General features: G+C 46.5%; 13 protein-coding genes. 7 read left to right on the top strand and 6 right to left on the bottom strand.

From position 1 onward, the window contains the following. Positions 1 to 191 precede the first annotated feature (191 nt). From gltB to GC093_RS15645, 4 genes are all read left to right on the top strand, one after another. Positions 192 to 4784, top strand: a complete 4593-nt coding sequence (gltB, locus tag GC093_RS15660; RefSeq protein WP_171652831.1) for a glutamate synthase large subunit — start codon at positions 192 to 194, stop codon at positions 4782 to 4784. A gap of 294 nt (positions 4785 to 5078) precedes the next feature. Further along, positions 5079 to 6563, top strand: a complete 1485-nt coding sequence (locus GC093_RS15655) for a glutamate synthase subunit beta (protein ID WP_171652830.1) — start codon at positions 5079 to 5081, stop codon at positions 6561 to 6563. Between the two features lie 914 nt (positions 6564 to 7477). Then, positions 7478 to 7801: a DUF4870 domain-containing protein gene (locus GC093_RS15650; protein WP_216624654.1), complete on the top strand. Its 324-nt coding sequence runs from the start codon at positions 7478 to 7480 to the stop codon at positions 7799 to 7801. Positions 7802 to 7976: 175 nt separating this feature from the next. Beyond that, positions 7977 to 8312 (top strand): helix-turn-helix domain-containing protein, encoded by a 336-nt coding sequence (locus tag GC093_RS15645; RefSeq protein ID WP_171652828.1) that lies wholly within the window; start codon positions 7977 to 7979, stop codon positions 8310 to 8312. 252 nt (positions 8313 to 8564) lie between these two features. Here the strand turns inward: GC093_RS15645 and GC093_RS15640 are convergent, their stop codons facing one another. Both GC093_RS15640 and GC093_RS15635 read right to left on the bottom strand, forming a co-directional pair. After that, entirely contained in the window at positions 8565 to 9056 is a 492-nt protein-coding gene (locus GC093_RS15640) for a hypothetical protein (RefSeq protein ID WP_171652827.1), read from the bottom strand. Positions 9057 to 9060: 4 nt separating this feature from the next. Continuing rightward, positions 9061 to 10893 carry an ABC transporter substrate-binding protein gene (locus tag GC093_RS15635; RefSeq protein WP_171652826.1) on the bottom strand — a complete coding sequence of 611 codons (1833 nt, stop codon included), beginning with the start codon at positions 10891 to 10893 and terminating at the stop codon, positions 9061 to 9063. A gap of 164 nt (positions 10894 to 11057) precedes the next feature. Between GC093_RS15635 and GC093_RS15630 the strand changes: the two genes are divergently transcribed. Next, positions 11058 to 11486, top strand: a complete 429-nt coding sequence (locus GC093_RS15630; protein WP_171652825.1) for a hypothetical protein — start codon at positions 11058 to 11060, stop codon at positions 11484 to 11486. A gap of 31 nt (positions 11487 to 11517) precedes the next feature. Next, positions 11518 to 13059 (top strand): DUF4153 domain-containing protein, encoded by a 1542-nt coding sequence (locus GC093_RS15625; RefSeq protein ID WP_171652824.1) that lies wholly within the window; start codon positions 11518 to 11520, stop codon positions 13057 to 13059. Between the two features lie 259 nt (positions 13060 to 13318). Here GC093_RS15625 and GC093_RS15620 read toward each other — a convergent pair whose 3' ends face one another. Genes GC093_RS15620 through GC093_RS15610 form a run of 3 tightly spaced genes read right to left on the bottom strand, consistent with a single transcriptional unit; the run spans position 13319 to position 15528 of the window. Beyond that, a complete protein-coding gene (locus tag GC093_RS15620) occupies positions 13319 to 14062 on the bottom strand; it encodes an HAD family hydrolase (RefSeq protein ID WP_171652823.1) in 744 nt (247 codons plus the stop codon). Between the two features lie 26 nt (positions 14063 to 14088). Beyond that, entirely contained in the window at positions 14089 to 14490 is a 402-nt protein-coding gene (locus GC093_RS15615; protein ID WP_246314492.1) for a bactofilin family protein, read from the bottom strand. A gap of 54 nt (positions 14491 to 14544) precedes the next feature. Further along, positions 14545 to 15528 carry a M23 family metallopeptidase gene (locus GC093_RS15610; protein WP_171652822.1) on the bottom strand — a complete coding sequence of 328 codons (984 nt, stop codon included), beginning with the start codon at positions 15526 to 15528 and terminating at the stop codon, positions 14545 to 14547. Positions 15529 to 15608: 80 nt separating this feature from the next. Here GC093_RS15610 and GC093_RS15605 point away from each other — a divergent pair, with 80 nt between their 5' ends. Further along, positions 15609 to 15980 (top strand): hypothetical protein, encoded by a 372-nt coding sequence (locus GC093_RS15605; protein ID WP_246314489.1) that lies wholly within the window; start codon positions 15609 to 15611, stop codon positions 15978 to 15980. Between the two features lie 61 nt (positions 15981 to 16041). On the opposite strand, the gene GC093_RS15600 is transcribed toward GC093_RS15605, so the two are convergent. Further along, positions 16042 to 17538 (bottom strand): GerAB/ArcD/ProY family transporter, encoded by a 1497-nt coding sequence (locus GC093_RS15600; RefSeq protein WP_312886542.1) that lies wholly within the window; start codon positions 17536 to 17538, stop codon positions 16042 to 16044. Positions 17539 to 17541 lie beyond the last annotated feature (3 nt).

Here is a 17541-nt window from a genome sequence, read left to right as displayed (position 1 = left end):
GGTCTCAGATGTTAATATAAGACATATTATCTTAAAATAGAGGTTCATAGAATCAAAACCGCTCTGGATTTGGCTGATCGGAATAGCTGTGACATATCCTTACATCCTTTGAAACTTGCAGTGTTGATGTCACTTCAATCTAAGTTTGTGAACGAAAGTACAAATAATTACAGTTAGAAAGGTTGTACAACATGGACAGAAATGGATTACCAGTAAAACAAGGTCTTTATGATCCCCAGTTTGAGCATGACGCTTGTGGAATCGGATTTGTAGCCAATATTAAGGGGAAGCCTTCTCACGAGATTGTTGGTCAAGCTTTAAATGTGCTTTGCAATCTGGATCACCGCGGTGGCCAGGGCTCTGAGAGCAATACGGGGGATGGCGCAGGTATTTTGCTGCAAATTCCATACAGCTTTTTGAATACGGAATGTGCCAAAGAAGGCATTCAACTGCCAGAACCGGGTAAGTATGGCGTCGGGATGGTATTCCTCCCACAAGATGTTACTATACGCGCTGCCTGTGAAAAAGTGCTTGAGGAGAAAATTCAACAGGCGGGTCAACAACTGCTCGGCTGGAGAACGGTACCGACGGACAATTCCACGCTGGGAGATTCCGCGAAGTCAGCAGAACCTTTTGTTCGTCAAGTTTTTATCGGCTCAACGGTAGATGGCGGCGATGAACTGGCGTTCGAGCGCAAGCTGTATGTAATTCGTAAATTAACGGAAAATGCGATTCGCTCGTTGGATAACGGCGAGGCCTTCTATTTTTCCAGTTTGTCGAGTCGTACGATTGTATACAAAGGGATGTTAACCCCTGAGCAGGTTGACAACTATTATTTAGAGTTGAAAGACCCTGCGTTTGAAACAGCCCTTGCGCTTGTTCACTCACGCTTCAGCACGAATACGTTCCCAAGCTGGGAGCGAGCTCACCCTTACCGTTACTTAATTCATAACGGAGAAATCAACACGCTGCGCGGTAACGTCAATTGGATGCATGCCCGCCAGGCGATGTGCGACACCGATCTATTCGGTGAGGATCTGAAAAGCATCCTGCCGATTATCGATACGGATGGCTCCGATTCGCAAATGTTCGATAATACATTGGAATTTCTGATGCTTACTGGACGCTCGCTGCCTCATGCGGCGATGATGATGGTCCCAGAGCCATGGTCCAAGCACGAAACGATGAGCGATGAGAAGAAAGCTTTCTATGAATATCACAGCTGTTTGATGGAACCGTGGGATGGTCCTGCAGCCATATCTTTTACCGATGGTAGAATGATTGGCGCGATACTTGACCGTAACGGTTTGCGTCCGGCTCGTTATTATGTGACTAAAGATGATCTGATTGTGCTTGCTTCCGAAGTAGGGGTATTGAATATTGCTCCGGAGCGGATTGCTCGCAAAGAACGCTTGCAGCCTGGACGGATGCTGCTTATTGACACCATCCAAGGACGCATTATTTCCGATGAGGAAATCAAAGACTCCATCATAACCGAGAAGCCTTATCGTGCATGGTTGGATGAACACTTGATCTCATTAGAGCAGCTGCCGGAACCGGTTGAAGTGCCGCAAACGGATCACGAATCCGTGCTGCAGCGTCAACAAGCGTTCGGTTATACCTTTGAGAATTTGCGTAGAATCATTGAGCCAATGGCTAAGACGGGTGTTGATCCAATCGCATCCATGGGCTTTGATGCACCTCTTGCTGTCCTATCAGATCGTCCGCAGCTTCTGTATAGCTACTTCAAGCAGCTGTTCGCGCAGGTGACGAACCCGCCGATCGATGCAAATTTCGAAGAAATCATTACGGCTCAAGGGACTACAGTAGGGCCTGAGCGCAACTTGATTAACCCAGAGCCGGAGAGCTGCCGTCAAATCCGTTTGGCAACGCCAATCTTGACCAATGCTGAGTTGGCTAAGCTGCGTGAGATCAAGCGTGACGGCTTCAAATCAGTGACACTGCCGATTTTGTTCAACCCATCGGAAGGAACTGATGCATTAGAGCAAGCGATGGAAGAGCTGTATGCAGCTGCAGATCAAGCTATTACTGATGGCGCAACGCTGATTATCTTGTCCGATCACGGCATAGATGCAACCAATGCTGCTATTCCAGCTTTGCTGGCTGTTTCGGGTCTGCACCATCACTTGATCCGTGAAGGTACGCGTACCCAAGTGGGCCTTCTGCTTGAATCCGGCGAACCGCGTGAGGTTCATCACTTTGCTCTGCTTCTTGGATACGGTATTAGTGGAATCAATCCTTATCTGGTATTAGAAACGCTGGAAGATATGGTGCTTCAGAAAAAGCTGAAAGACATTACCACTGAGAAGGCTATATACAACTACGTTAAGGCATCTACTAAAGGCGTAGTCAAAGTATTGGCCAAGATGGGAATTTCGACGATTCAAAGCTATCGTGGAGCGCAGATTTTTGAAGCGGTCGGCTTGGATCAATCGGTTATCGATAAATATTTTACTTGGACTTATACACCGGTTAGCGGTATCAAAATGGATGTTATTGCTCAAGAGGCTATTCTGCGTCATCAGCGTGCTTTCTCCGAGCAAGAAGGCCAAGAACGTGCTCTTGATACGGGCGGCGAGCTGCAGTGGCGTAAGAACGGCGAGGATCATCTATACAATCCGGAAACGATCCATGCGCTGCAAGGCGCTGTAAGAACGAATAATTACAGCATGTTCAAAAACTTCACCAAGCTGGTTAACAAAGAGAATGAGAAATTTGCGGCGCTTCGTTCGCTCTTTTCATTCAAATCCGGCCGTGCCCCGATTTCTATTGATGAAGTCGAACCGGTTGAAGCACTATTCAAAAGGTTCAAAAGTGGTGCTATGTCCTTCGGGTCCATTTCCAAAGAAACCCATGAGGATATGGCGATCGCGATGAACCGTATTGGCGGCAGATCCAATACTGGTGAAGGCGGAGAGCATCCTGACCGTTTCACTAAAGATGAGAACGGCGATTCACGCCGCAGTGCCATCAAACAGGTAGCATCGGGACGTTTTGGCGTTACGAGTAACTACTTGGTTAACGCTGATGAAATTCAAATCAAAATGGCGCAAGGTGCAAAACCAGGTGAAGGCGGGCAGCTGCCGGGTACGAAAGTATATCCATGGGTTGCAGAAGTGCGGGGCGTTACACCGGGCGTAGGCTTGATCTCCCCTCCTCCACATCATGATATTTATTCGATCGAGGATTTAGCCGAGTTGATTCATGATTTGAAGAATGCCAATCCACGTGCAAGAATCAGCGTCAAGCTTGTTTCTGAAGTAGGTGTTGGTACGATTGCTGCGGGTGTTGCCAAAGGGAAAGCAGACTTGGTACTGATCAGCGGCTACGATGGGGGTACAGGCGCATCGCCGCAAACGAGTATCCGCCATGCGGGTTTACCTTGGGAGCTGGGGCTTGCCGAAACGCATCAAACGCTTGTGCTGAACAACTTAAGAAGTCGTATTACGGTAGAAACCGACGGAAAGCTAATGACAGGACGCGATGTAGTTATCGCAGCGCTGCTTGGTGCCGAAGAGTTTGGTTTTGCAACAACACCATTGATTGCACTAGGTTGTATTATGATGAGAGTGTGCCATTTGGATACTTGTCCAGTTGGAGTAGCCACTCAAAATCCGAGGCTGCGGGCTAAATATACCGGCGATCCGGAGCACGTTGTTAATTTCATGAAATTTGTTGCACAGGATGCACGCGAATTGATGGCTGAGCTTGGCTTCCGTACGATTGAAGAGATGATTGGTCATACGGAGTATTTGGAAACAAATCAAGCTATTACGCATTGGAAGGCCAAAGGCATCGACTTGTCACCATTGCTGCATCAGCCGGAAGTCGGCGAAGATGTGGGACGTTATTGCTCGATGGAACAAGATCACGGTCTTGATCGTTCTCTAGATGTTACACAGCTGCTTGATATTTGTAAGCCAGCGCTGGAGAATAAAGAGCATGTTCATGCGATTCTCCCGATTCATAACGTGAACCGAGTAGTGGGAACCATACTGGGAAGCGAAGTAACACGCCGATATGGCTTGGAAGGCTTGCCGAACGATACGATTCGCATTCATTTCAACGGATCTGCTGGTCAGAGCTTTGGAGCCTTTGTTCCTAAGGGCATCACGCTTTCCTTGGAAGGCGACGCTAATGACTATGTCGGTAAGGGCTTATCCGGAGGTAAGATTGCCATATTCCCATCCGAGCAATCTACTTTTGAGGCTGAGGACAACATCATCATCGGAAACACCGCTTTATACGGGGCAACAGATGGTGAAGTGTATATCCGCGGGATGGCAGGCGAGCGCTTCTGTGTTCGTAATTCCGGTGTCAGTGTCGTAGTAGAAGGAGTGGGGGACCACGGCTGCGAATATATGACTGGCGGACGGGTAGTTGTTCTTGGACCGACAGGACGTAACTTTGCTGCAGGGATGTCCGGCGGTATCGCGTATGTGCTTGATGAGCAGGGTACATTTAAGGACAAATGCAATAAAGAAATGGTACATCTGGAGCAGGTCGAGGAGACTTATGAAGCCGAAGAGCTGCGCAACATGATCCAGCATCATCAAACCTTCACAGGAAGTAAGGTTGCCGAACGCGTCCTCAAGAACTGGGAAGAGTATGTTTGGAAGTTCGTTAAGGTTATTCCTAAAGACTACAAGCGTATGTTCGAAGCGATTGAACGTGTTAAACGTTCAGGTTTGAGTCAGCAGGAAGCTATGCTTGTTGCTTTTGAGGAAAACATGAAGGACGTATCTCGCATAGGCGGTAACTAAAAGAGGTTGATCACGAAGCCTCCTTTTGATCACGAAGTTTCCAAGGAAGCTTACTTGACATCGAATCTTGAATACGCACTAATATAGCTTTACGATTTAAAGGGCTTATACATGTCATGCATTTGAAAAAGAAAACAGCTGCAGTCAGTCTCCTCTATCTCTAACCGCAATTAAAAAAGCGGTATGTAATTGATAATGGACCACACTTCACTATTCCTTTTCGTGCGAAACCTGTATAAGCCTTTTATATATACATAAATAAAGCGTTTACATTATGCGCAGGAGGCGGAAATTATGGGTAATCCAACAGGCTTTATCGATTATGAGCGTGAAATTCCAAGTGAAGCGGCTCCCTTAATGCGTATTAGTCATTGGAATGAATTCAGCACTCCGTTGTCTGAGGATAAGCTTCAGACACAGGGAGGACGTTGTATGGATTGCGGAATTCCGTTCTGCCATACAGGTAAGCTGATCAGTGGTATGGCGGCTGGCTGTCCAGTCAATAATCTCATTCCTGAATGGAATGATCTGGTTTACCAGGGGCGCTGGCGCGAAGCCTTGGATCGTCTTCATGCAACCAATAATTTCCCTGAGTTTACAGGGCGCGTCTGTCCGGCACCTTGTGAAGGTTCCTGTACTGTGGGCTTGAGCGGAGCCCCAGTGACGATTAAAAATATAGAGAAATCGATCATCGATCGAGGTTATGCTGAAGGTTGGGTTGTACCAGAGCCTCCAGCGGTTCGTACCGGTAAGAAGGTAGCGGTTATCGGTTCAGGACCGTCTGGGCTTGCTTGCGCAGCGCAGCTTAATAAAGCCGGTCATACCGTGACGGTTTACGAGCGTGCGGATCGTATCGGCGGGTTGATGATGTATGGAATTCCAAATATGAAGCTGGATAAGAAATATGTCCAGCGCCGAGTGGACCTTCTCACCGCGGAGGGCGTTACTTTTGTGACAAGCACTGAGATTGGTAAAGATATTCCAGCTGCTCAGCTGAAGGAAGAGTTCGATGCTATCATGTTATGCGGTGGAGCAACCAAAGGGCGCGACCTCAATATTGAAGGACGTGAGCTGAAGGGCGTTCATCTGGCGATGGAATTCCTCTCTAAGAACACTAAGAGCCTATTGGACTCCCAACATCAGGACGGTCAATTCATTTCAGCCGCAGGCAAGGATGTTATTGTTATTGGTGGCGGAGATACGGGTACAGACTGTGTAGGCACCTCCATTCGTCATAAATGCAAGAGCGTAACTCAATTCGAGATTATGCCGAAATCACCGGAGACGCGTCAACCTAACAACCCGTGGCCAGAATGGCCTAAGGTGCTTAAGGTCGATTATGGTCAAGAGGAGGCTGCTGCGCTGCAGGGTCAGGACCCTCGCCATTATTTAATTAATACCAAGAAATTTGTTGGTGATGAGAACGGTCATGTGAAGGAGCTTCACACCGTGCTAATAGAATGGAAGAAGGATGATCATGGCCGCTTCGTTCCTGTGGAGGTTCCGGGTAGTGAGAAGGTATACCCTGCTCAATTGGTTATGCTTGCCATGGGCTTCATGGGACCGGAAAACACTGTTCTGGATCAGTTGGGCGTGGAGAAGGATGAACGTTCCAATGCCAAAGCGGATTACGGAAAATATGCGACTAATGTACAAGGTGTATTTGCTGCAGGCGACATGCGCCGTGGGCAAAGTCTTGTGGTATGGGCTATCAATGAAGGTCGTGAAGCGGCCCGTGAATGCGACCGTTATTTAATGGGTTCTTCGAATTTGCCATAAGAGCTTCCCGCGAGCAAATAAAAAAGCACATACCAACGGGTATGTGCTTTTTTAACATATAAGAATTTATATGTTTTTGGGTTTGTGGTGAGCAAAGCTTACTAAATTTTTGGTAAGGTAGAGGTATGGACTCAAACGTAATTGAAACAAATATTTTTTGATGAGCGATCAACCCCAACCATATCCTTGAGCTTGCAAAATGAGGTGTTGCTCAGGTGCGGTAACCTACGTGTCGATCGTAGTGCCCGAGGGGCATCGATTGTCCGATGTGTAGCCTGGCTTCCAAGTGAGCGAAGGAGATAGCGGAAGTAGAATTTCCGCTATCTCCTAAAAAAGCATAAAAACAGAGAAATAACGGAATAGTTTGTTCCGTTATTTCTCTGTTTTTTGTGTAAAGGACTCCTATTCGCCTGGTTAAAGGAAGTCCGGCTTCCGCTACGTCCCTGAATGGGAGGCGTTGGAGAGAATAACGGAACTTTTAGTTCCGTTCAAAGAGATCTAGGAACAACTGGGTGATAGGTTAGGAGCAATAAAGAAAGAAGTAGCAGAAAGCAAGGAGTAGAACAAAGAGGGCATGGATGTGGGGTGGAGGAGCGACAGCGTCCGCCTTTGAAGCTCGTGTTCCCACCGCTGCAAGCCATAAATTCAAGGGAACACGACTTCAACAGCGGCTGTAATCCCACATCCATGTCCTCCAAAACGCACAAACGTAAATTGTACACTAAGGACGCCGCAAGGCGTATTTCTTTATAATAGAAGAAGATCAACTCGATCGTCACAGCGATTCCTTCTCAAGCTCTTTTGTGGAATTTGTCACATTTTTGTAAAAAGTTGTTCTCACTGCCAATTGACTCTGATATACTATTGTATAAATGTGCCTAAATGGTGAAATACAACTTTCAGGAGGTGTTGAAATGGTTACAAGTGATGAAAGAACAATGGCATTATTATCCCATATTTTATGTATTGTGGTTGGTATTCTGGCCCCACTCATCATCTGGTTGATAAAGAAGGACCAATCTCAATATGTGGCTGAGCACGCGAAGGAATCGCTGAATTTTCAAATTTCAATTCTAATTTACTCTTTTATTTCGGGCTTGCTAACAATGGTTCTGATTGGATTTATTCTTTTACCGGCTGTTGGCGTGTTTATGGTAGTATTCGCTATTATTGCAACGATTAAGGCTAACAATGGCGAAATGTACCGTTACCCGCTTACTATTCGTTTGGTTAAGTAATTAAAAAAAGCGTATAGAAACACTGTTCAGAGCTTATTGGCTCGGGGCAGTGTTTTTTAATTTCATCCAATTGAAATGTTTACATAAAATAATTTTTACAATTACTTATCCATAACCCCTGAATATTTGCTAAAATAGAAATAATGACGTCGGACAGGAAAAAGGGGTAGCAACCATGATAGGCAAACGCGTGAAGCAATTGCGACTTGCAAAAGGACTCACCCTAACAGATCTGGCCCAGAAGGCCGGGGTAGCCAAGTCCTATTTGAGTTCGATTGAACGAGATATCCAGTCGAATCCATCTATTCAATTTTTGGAAAAAATATGCGCTGTACTTGATGTACCTATAGAATCATTTTTACAAAATAAACCTGTAGCTCAAACGGAACAAACGGAATTAGATGAGGAATGGATGAAGCTTGTTCATGAAGCTATGGCTTCCGGTGTGAGCAAGGCGCAGTTTCTAGAGTTTTTGGAATATAATAAGTGGCGCAAAGATCAGCAGAAGTAAGATGCTGTCATAGCGAAACTGTATGCCTCGCGATTAGCGGGGCTTTTTTTAATTGAATAGATTGAACCCCTATAACGCAACGCCGCAACGCACGCGAATCCCTCGCGCGAGCTGCGGCGGTACATGGCGGTAGGCAAACCCCAATTCCAGAATCCAAATCCTAGATCCCTATCTCACATCCATCCCTACAAGATGCATAAACGTAGGGGGTCCCAGAAAACGATCGTCCAGTGTGAAGACTATCCACCCGATTTAACACCCCAAAGGCCATACCTTCTTCGAGCGAAGCGGAACGGAGCGTATCGTGTTTGCAGTATTTGAAAAATGCAACGTTTTTACGATGCGAGGGACTTCCTGATTGACCATTCGTTTCAACAAACGGATCGCATTTCCATACTTTTTATAATTATAATCGCCGGATTTGGGGTCGACAAATGCTTCGGGAAGCTCTTCCGGAGTTATGTAGGCGAATACATGGCTATCCGACTCGGCAAGAAAGCTTAAGGGCGAATCCTCGTAGCCTTGCTTGATCCATTCCTTTCGCGTCATCTTGTACACGAGCAGGGCAAAGATATCGTCATAGATCTTTCCCTTATATTTGAATCGGAAATGCAGCTCGTATTCGGTGTCCTTGTCGTACTTTTGTTTTTTTATGACGGTATAGGGCTTCCACCAGCGGGGGAAGGTCAGGGTAAATCCGTATTTCTCGTCACGGTACAATAGAGGGTGCGTTTTCCTTGCCATGAAATCATTCCCTTCGGGATGAGTGATTGTATACTCTATTCGCGAAGGGCTCTGAATATGGCTTGAACCAGATGTTTTTGAATTGCACCCAGTCGAGTGAATCCAGCGAAATGCCTTTTACTGAAGCGTGGTAGGTTGTTTTAAGCCTTTTAAAATATAAATAGTGAAGGACATGCTCGTCGCAGAGCCGTCTTTCTATGCTTTGCAGCAAGCCAGCTCGACCGTCGCGATGCGGCTCCCGCAGTGCAGCGCCAATAAACTGCTCTACAGCTGATTTGCAATCAGGCTCTAGATGATGCTGCATGCTCTTGAACAGGTCGATGAGGCGGAGCTCAATGTCGTTATCGAGCATGATCGAGAATAGCAGCAAGTCAGCCTCCAGCCGCCGATCCCCTTTGAATTCCTCCATGGGTAGCAGAACAACCTCACTCGTTACACCTGCCTCACGCAGAAGGGTCTGCACCAGCAGAGCATCCCGCTCATAGTGCGGAATGGTGCACAAGACCAGCCGCTCACCGGCATAGCCGGATTGCTTGATGCGTTCGCGCAAGTGAGTGAGCTCCAGCACCGGAGGCTGAACAGCCGTGTGTCGGATGAAGCTGTCCGCTGCATAAACGGCATCGCCATCAAGCAGCTCCAGCATCCGTCGCTGTTCTATAGCTCCACAGATAGCTTTGCGAACTGCCGGATCCTTCAGCGGTCCATGCTTTCGCAAATTGACGGTTACAAATTTGCAGGTTGATCCCTGCTGCTGTACTTGCTGCCAGGTGCTTTCGGCTTCGCCTGGCATCCGGTAATTGTGGATGATTTGGAAGCTTTCAAGGGTACGAAAGCGGTCTTGCTCCTGCATGTCCGGCACATGCCATAATTCCACGCGATCAAGATGAGCTCTCCCTTGGAAGTAAGCCGGGAAAGCATCAAGCACACACATGGATGTATCATGATAGGTTAGCTTGAATGGACCTGTACCGATAGGAGATTGGGCGAACGCCTCCTCTCCACCTTGCTTGTAGGCATCGATGGGGATGATGGAGGCGCGGTTGGTGCTCATAAATTGCGTAAACAGTTCGTTCGGCTCCGATAAGTGCACCGTTAAAGTAAGTGGATCGCTGATGTCAATCCGCTCAATCTGCTTATAGACCCAACGGTACAAGGACCGTGCGGAGGATTGCTTAAGCCTCTCTAATGTAAAGCGGATATCCTCTGCAGACAATTCTTTACCGTGATGGAATAAGACGCCTTTACGCAAATAAAAAGTCCACGATGTTCTAGTCGCATCAGCTTCCCATGCATGAGCCAGATGCGGCTCCACCGTCTGTGTAAGTCGGTTATATCGGACCAGACTGTCAAACAGCTGGTTCACAAGATGGCTTTCTGCTGAGAAATTCGTAAACGCGGGGTCAAGCGTAAGAATGGGCTGGGTCAGAGGGAAGCGCAGCGTGTCGAACCGCTTGCTGTCACGCAGCTCGCTGCTGTATCCAAAATAGCCGTTCAGCCAGCTGTGGAAATGCTCCTTCAAAGTTTCGGGAATAGATGAAACATTCATCTGCTCCAAAGCTCCGCGAAGATCCTTTCGCTCCACTAGTTCCTTAGCCAGCAGCAGGATCACATCCTCAGCAGGAGTAAGAAATATAAGGGTTGATTTATTACCGCGTCCTCGTTTGGGCAGCCACTGCAGCCAGCCCTGCTTATCCATTTTGCTTAGTATCATAGCTACATTGCGATGGGTACAATCCAAGATCGCAGCCATATCATCCAGCATTAATTCATATTCCTGGCGCTCTCCGACATGCGGCAGCTTTTCCCTCAATCGTATATAGTGACTCTCCAGTTTCATAGGCTCACCTCACTTTTATAAGCATAACCGTTTTTTGGAATCAAAAACAGGAAATTTCCATTTATAAACTTGCATCTTTTATTCCTATTTTATCGTCTACAATAAGATTCGAACCTAACCTACCAAATGCTTGCGTGTTACTTACACGACAGGAGGGAGCGAATATGAAGGGATATCCTATCAAATCGGCAGCTTGCCCGCTTCAGCTACATTGGGCTGATCAATTTGTGAATGAATCTGAGCGTTCCGTTGACGATGAAGATGCGGCAACTGTGGCGCAAATGGTGCTTTTTTATGCTAGTCTGCAGCTTGAAATAATGTTTCCACCTGCTAATTTCCCACTGGATCAATTAGAGATAACGGCTTCCAAGGACTGGCTGCTAGCTTCAGAGGGGGAAATCGTTCAAGCTTCCATGGAACGGGATCCACAAGCCAACGGGCGTTTATTACAGTTATCGCTCTACACGGTAAGATTAACGGATCCTTCCACTCTTTCTTTTGAGGAAAGTACGGAGCTGCGCATGTATGCGGGACCGTATATTCGATGTGCTCGTGAGCGGCTTCATCTTTTAGCCCGACAGTGGTTCCACTAGATTGAACTTAAATTGGAGGTAAGAATCTATTATGACCATCCATGATTCTGTAATAAAGAATGATAAACTACTGCTGTTAGGTGCTCTGCTATGCGGCTGCCTGCATCATATGCTGTTCTACGGAAAAGCCTGGGGCATATCCTATCCTCTATTTATGCTAGTGTTCTATATGTACTTCTACTGGGCGGTAAAAGAGCGCAGCGAGCTGCGTTTCGACGCCTCCTTGCTAATGATTGTGCCGATAATGCTGCTGTCATTAACCTATACGGCTTTTACGAATAGCCTGTTTGCTATCTTGAATGCATTGGTAATTCCGTGTCTGATTCTCCTTCACACAACATGGGTTATGCGAAAAAATGTTGTCCGTTGGTATGATAAAGGGATTATCATGGCGGTAATGGAGCAAGTGTTTGTACATACGCTCAGCCATGTACCCCTACCGGTAAAAATAACTATGAGGGCTTTAACGAGTAAAATTAATGCAAGCCGTTCCCAACAAATATGGAAAATTTCAGCCGGAATAGCCATTTCTTTGCCGCTTCTGCTGCTGGTAGTCTCACTGCTTGCTTCGGCTGATACCATGTTCGACCGTATGCTAGCTAAGCTGCCGGAGCTGCTGAAACATTTTGAAATCATAACGTTTCTCTTCAGAATAGGCTGGATCGCCATCGTGAGTATAGCTTTATTCGCTTATATCTATGGGTTGCTCCGTCCTAAAGAAATGAAACCGCAGGTGAAGGCGGGAACCGAATGGGAAGGGGATTCAACCGACTCAGTAGCTTTAAGCCTACATTCGCCGAGGCCAAATAAGCCATTACGCATCGATGCTACCATTGCAGCGACAATATTATTAATGATGAATGCCGTGTATGTGCTGTTTGCAGTTGTGCAGTTTTCGTATTTTTTTGCCGGAGGCTCCGCATTATTGCCTGATGGGGTGACCTATGCCGAATATGCCCGCCGCGGATTCGCAGAGCTGGTAGTGGTAACTGTAATCAACTTTACACTGCTTATGATTACCTTGCATTTGGTAGACCGCTCCATTCCGTCGATGGACCGTTTCTTGCGAGTGCTGTTGGCGATGCTTATTGGATGTACGGGGGTCATGCTGTGCTCTGCCCATTTCCGTTTGTCCATGTATGAGGAAGCTTATGGCTATACCATAACAAGAGTGCTTGTCCACGCATTTATGATATTTTTGCTGCTATTATTTGCAATAGCGCTGATCAAGGTGAGAAAAGATCACTTCCGTTTAATGAAGCCCTACTTAATTGCAGGGATAGCTTCTTACGTTCTGTTGAATTATATTCAGGTGGATGGAATCATTGCCTCTAGTAATATAAACCGCTATGAAACAACGGGTAAAATAGATACAAGCTACCTTGGTTCGTTGAGCTTCGAGGTAGTGCCTTATTTGATAAGTCTACAGAGCAAGCATCCCGAACTAGAAGGGACGAAAGAGGCATTGAAGGCCATTAGGGATCGGTTGCCGGACAAGGCGGAAGCCTCCTGGGTATCATTCAACGTATCGGAATGGAGAGCGGCTAAGGTCTTGCAGACGCAGACCGATTAAGCTTCTGGAGGAAGCAGGCTGGTTAACAGATTTCGTTGCACCTTACAGGAGAGGGAGCTACTGTTAGGAGAGATCAGGATTGCCGGAGGAATAGAGCGGATTTTATAAGCAAATATAAATTTAATATTCAGAAGGAGATGGAGAGTAACGATTGCTTCTGGCTAGACTCCGATGTTGTCTGCCGAACCTAACTTTCTGACTTTAGCAGATATGAAGGAGTCAAGGAGTGTCAGTGAGTCAGGTAAGGCAGAGTATTCGTTTATATAGTTGGATCTGAGTAGTAACGCTGTATCGCTTCGGGAATATCTTTGAGCGTTGTCAAGGTAAGGTAAGCTCCCTGAGGTTCCGCATCTACTTCTATATTATTAAACGACCATTCCTGAATAGCTGGCATGAAGATAGAATGAATGCCGGCTTTTAAAGCGGGTGTCACATCTGTCCGCAATGAGTTGCCGATCATCCAAGTCGATTTCCGGTCTAATCCTTGATCCACGATAAGCGCTTCGAGAAAATCAACGGTTTTATGTCGGGCTACATGAATTCGACCAGCAAAAAACGGCAATAACCCGGCCTCGGTAACCTTCCGCATTTGTATGATAGGTTCTCCGCCCGTATATAAATGCAGCACATGTCCAGCGGCCTGAAGCTCGTTCAAGGTTTCCATCATAAAAGGATAAGGCTCAATACTATGTCCATAGACGCCTCTTCCAAGCTCCATCAGCCGTTCGATTTCATCCGTATCTTTGATTCTACCGGTCAGATCGGAGAAATAATCATAGGTTTCAACGAATGATTCTGGAAAATGATCCGGAGCAAAGCCGCTTTGCAGCACGCGATCCAAGTCGATCTGCGCCTGTTTATTCTTGATCTCTGCAACCGGTATATGATAAGTGTGAAACCACATTTCCATCTGGTCGGCGAATTGCTCAACGACAATATCGAAATATTTGTTGCAATGGATTAAGGTATCGTCCAAATCGAATAAAATCGTTTGTTTTATCATAGGAGTACTCCAACTTTTTTCAATCATTATATCATGGCACAAGGGAAAATCCTATCATCTGACGTCACGGCCATTTGGCTTGTTCCCTGAAACAGAGCGCCCTTTTCAATAATGAGCGAACCTGCTTGCACCGTGCCGATCAGCCTCCCTGTAGCCGTAATTCTCACGATGCCATCGGCTTTCACAGCACCTTCCATCCGACCTGCAATAGTTACGTCTCTGGCTGTTACTGTGGAGCGTACAAAGCCTTTCTCCCCAATTACGACCTCGCCTGTGGTAAGTAAATCACCGGTTACTTCTCCTTCAATGCGCATATCGGCTTCTGAAGTGCAGTTACCTTCAAACAATGTTTTTTCGCCGAATAGCGTATCAGTTGCCGCGTAGCGGCGCTGTAGTTTGGGCTTGCCGGACAAACGAAGCATATACATGGTTGGACTCCTTTGGATGCTAGTAGTTTAAGATAACCCTTAACGGCCTGCAAATTACTGATTGGGTAAGTAAGGCTTGGGATCTGTACTTTTCCCATTATGTAAAATCTCATAATGAAGATGAGGCCCGGTGCTTCGACCTGATGTTCCCAGCTTGCCTATCTGTTGGCCCGGCTCGATCCGATCTCCGCTTTCTACAAGTATGCTATTGAGATGCATATACCAGGTGCGCACTCCATTGCCGTGATCGATCACGATGTTATGGCCATGAAACTTATCATAGCCCACAGTTATTGCAGTTCCTTTTGCGGACGCGTAGATAGGATCATTCATTTTACCGGCAATATCGATGCCTCGGTGGAAGCTTAGCTTATCGGTAAATGGATCCTTGCGATAGCCGAAAGCGGATGTAATGGTCTTCGTATGCGTCGGCCACAGGCTTGGAATTCGCTGCAGCTGATCCTGCTTAGCGAGTATCGATTGCTTAGACTGTGTCCAACGTGCTTGAAGCTCAGCGATTTCTTGCTTCAAGGCAATATAGTTGGCATTGGCGGAATGAACCAACGTGTTCATCTGGTGCATTGTAACCGGGTGAGCCGGTCCGCCCATACCGCCAGTCGTCTGTACCACTTCGACAGCAGCATCTGAGCCTGAATCCGTTTGAATATCCTTCATGGAGGTTAGCTTCTTAAGCTCCTGCTCCAACTGCTTCATTTGCTCCATCTGGCTTCGCACCTCGGCAGCTTGCCTGGATAGCTGGAACACTTCATTTTGCAGATGATCAATTGTCTTGTTTTTGTTCGATAAATCTTGTACTAACCGGCTGGTTTGATCATTTACTCTCGCTTCGGTTAGCTGCGCGGCTGCTGCGGAATGGAAATAGACGCCGTATAAATACGAAGCAGTTCCTAGCAGCAGGATGACTCCTAAGAGGGCTGAATAAAGCCCGCCTCGGGACATTTTCACACGCATGACGCTTCCATTTGCCTCAGGAATGATGACGAATGTTAGCTTGTTTTGTAACCACTTCAATCTCATGATAACTCCTTTCGGTATGTTGCGAATGGCCTCGGCATATAGTGAAGATAACGAAAGTTACGCCGTGAGGAGGGGTTCGCTTGTCTTTTAAAACGAGCCGTATCAATTTAATGGAGCGTCTTGCCCTTCACTTGAAACTTGAAGTGGCTCTGCAGGCAGAGGGCTTTGCGAGTGAGCCAGGTGTGCTGCAAAAGGTCGGTAAACGGTTTATACGAGTCAGTGGTCAATTTATTGTGCCGCACACCCTGCAGGAAATTGTATTGCTTGGTGCCCCTCCTAAATTAAGAGGTTCCAAAGTAAGCTTACGTACGACCTATATGGGCAGCTTTTCTGCGGTGCTTGTAAGGGCTGGGGTCGATTTTGTAGAAGTCCTCGTTTCCCGTCAAGAAGAGGAGGAAGAGCTTGTAATATTGATTCCCTATAACCATTTGATCAGTATCGAGCGGACATAAGCCAGTATTTAGAACAGAACTGCTCCTGCGTTTCTTATCCAAACCCTAGTCGTGACAGGCTCTATTGATCCTTTCTAATTTGCTTGGCTGTGAACAGCTCCATGTAGGAGCTTAATACGACAACAATTGTGCAGAAGCCGTATGTGAGGGCACAAGCTACACCAACGCTGGAGTGGTATTTACTCATCCGCAATCCTACACATATACTGGCGAGACATAAGAGTAAAAGAATGTTGCTGGAGACCTGCCAGGCTCGAAGGGTGAATGGATGAAATATAGCTGGAGCCGGATTGGGCTGACTCTTTGGATTTCGCTTTCCTTTTGATTTAGACCCCTGCTTTTCTGACTTTTCCGAGGTTTCAGCACCATCTGGAGCGCCTTCTCTTTTTCCGTCTGTTTCTGAGACCTGGCTCGGATCCTTCTGTTTTTGAACGTCCTGCATCGGGGACTTAATGGCTTGTTTAACCGGGTGCCGGAGTGCAAATAGCCACAGCAGCAGAAACAACACAGGCTGATAACTAAGTACAATAACAGGTGAACTGTAATTGCCAAAGCTGAACACCTCGGATGTGCTTCTAAAGGAAAGAAGAGTTGTCAGCACCAGCAAGAGCACGACGGGTGTGTTAATAGAGCTGTAATCTCGCTGTTTGACCAGGCTTGCGATGCCTGTAATAAATGCAAGGTAAATCAGTATAACCTCACAAGCCGTCACTGGAAACCATATGCTTAAGATGATCAAATCCATGCGGTCCAAAAAGTCGGTTATATGGATTTGCTGTACTAGATTATAGTTGGGGTAGAGAAAGTTGCCCGCCATGTTCGGTCCAAGAACGAGTACTTCCAGTACCAAAAATATGCATAGCAGTAAAGTAGCTAGAAACACACCGTGACGCATAGCGGAGTGAACCTGCTTAGATTCCCACAGCGTGTGAAGAAAAGCACCCATTACGAAGATATCCCCGTACCAGCCCAGACTTAGTGTGTTTGAGGACAAGAAATTTTTGATGTTTCCTGCCATAGTCGGCAGCAGTAGAAAGTTATCTACTTCATTAGTGAGCATTAATGGCGACGATAAAATCAGAAGGACAAAGAAAGGAAACATCAGATCATTCACTCTGGCCAGCACTTCCACGCTGGTTTTCCCATAATACAGAAGTAATGAGGAGAACAGCAAAATAATGATCTCTTCGGGAGTATTGGGCAGCAGGGTGATCCCTACAAACATGCCAACTGAGCTAAGGTCTCGTACAAGAATAAGCCACAGATGAAGCAGCAGAATGAGGTTGACTATAGTACCGATCACACCACCAAACACAATTTTCGTGACTTCAAACAGGTTTTTCCCTGGAAATCGTCGGACCATCTGACTAAATATATAACAGAGCGCGATGACATAGAGGGTAGGAAGTATATAAGACATCCAAGCATCCATGCTGTTTATTCTTAGCAGCACCTGTTGAATACTTACGAGTCCGCCACCAGTCAATAAGGAAGCTGTGAGCCAGGAGAATTGCCGATAATTAATAATTTGCTTCTGATCCATTTGTTTTGTTGTCACCCG

This window comes from Paenibacillus foliorum (assembly GCF_013141765.1).
Classification (GTDB): Bacteria; Bacillota; Bacilli; order Paenibacillales; family NBRC-103111; genus Paenibacillus_S; species Paenibacillus_S foliorum.
This window is presented reverse-complemented; position numbering and strand designations above follow the sequence as displayed.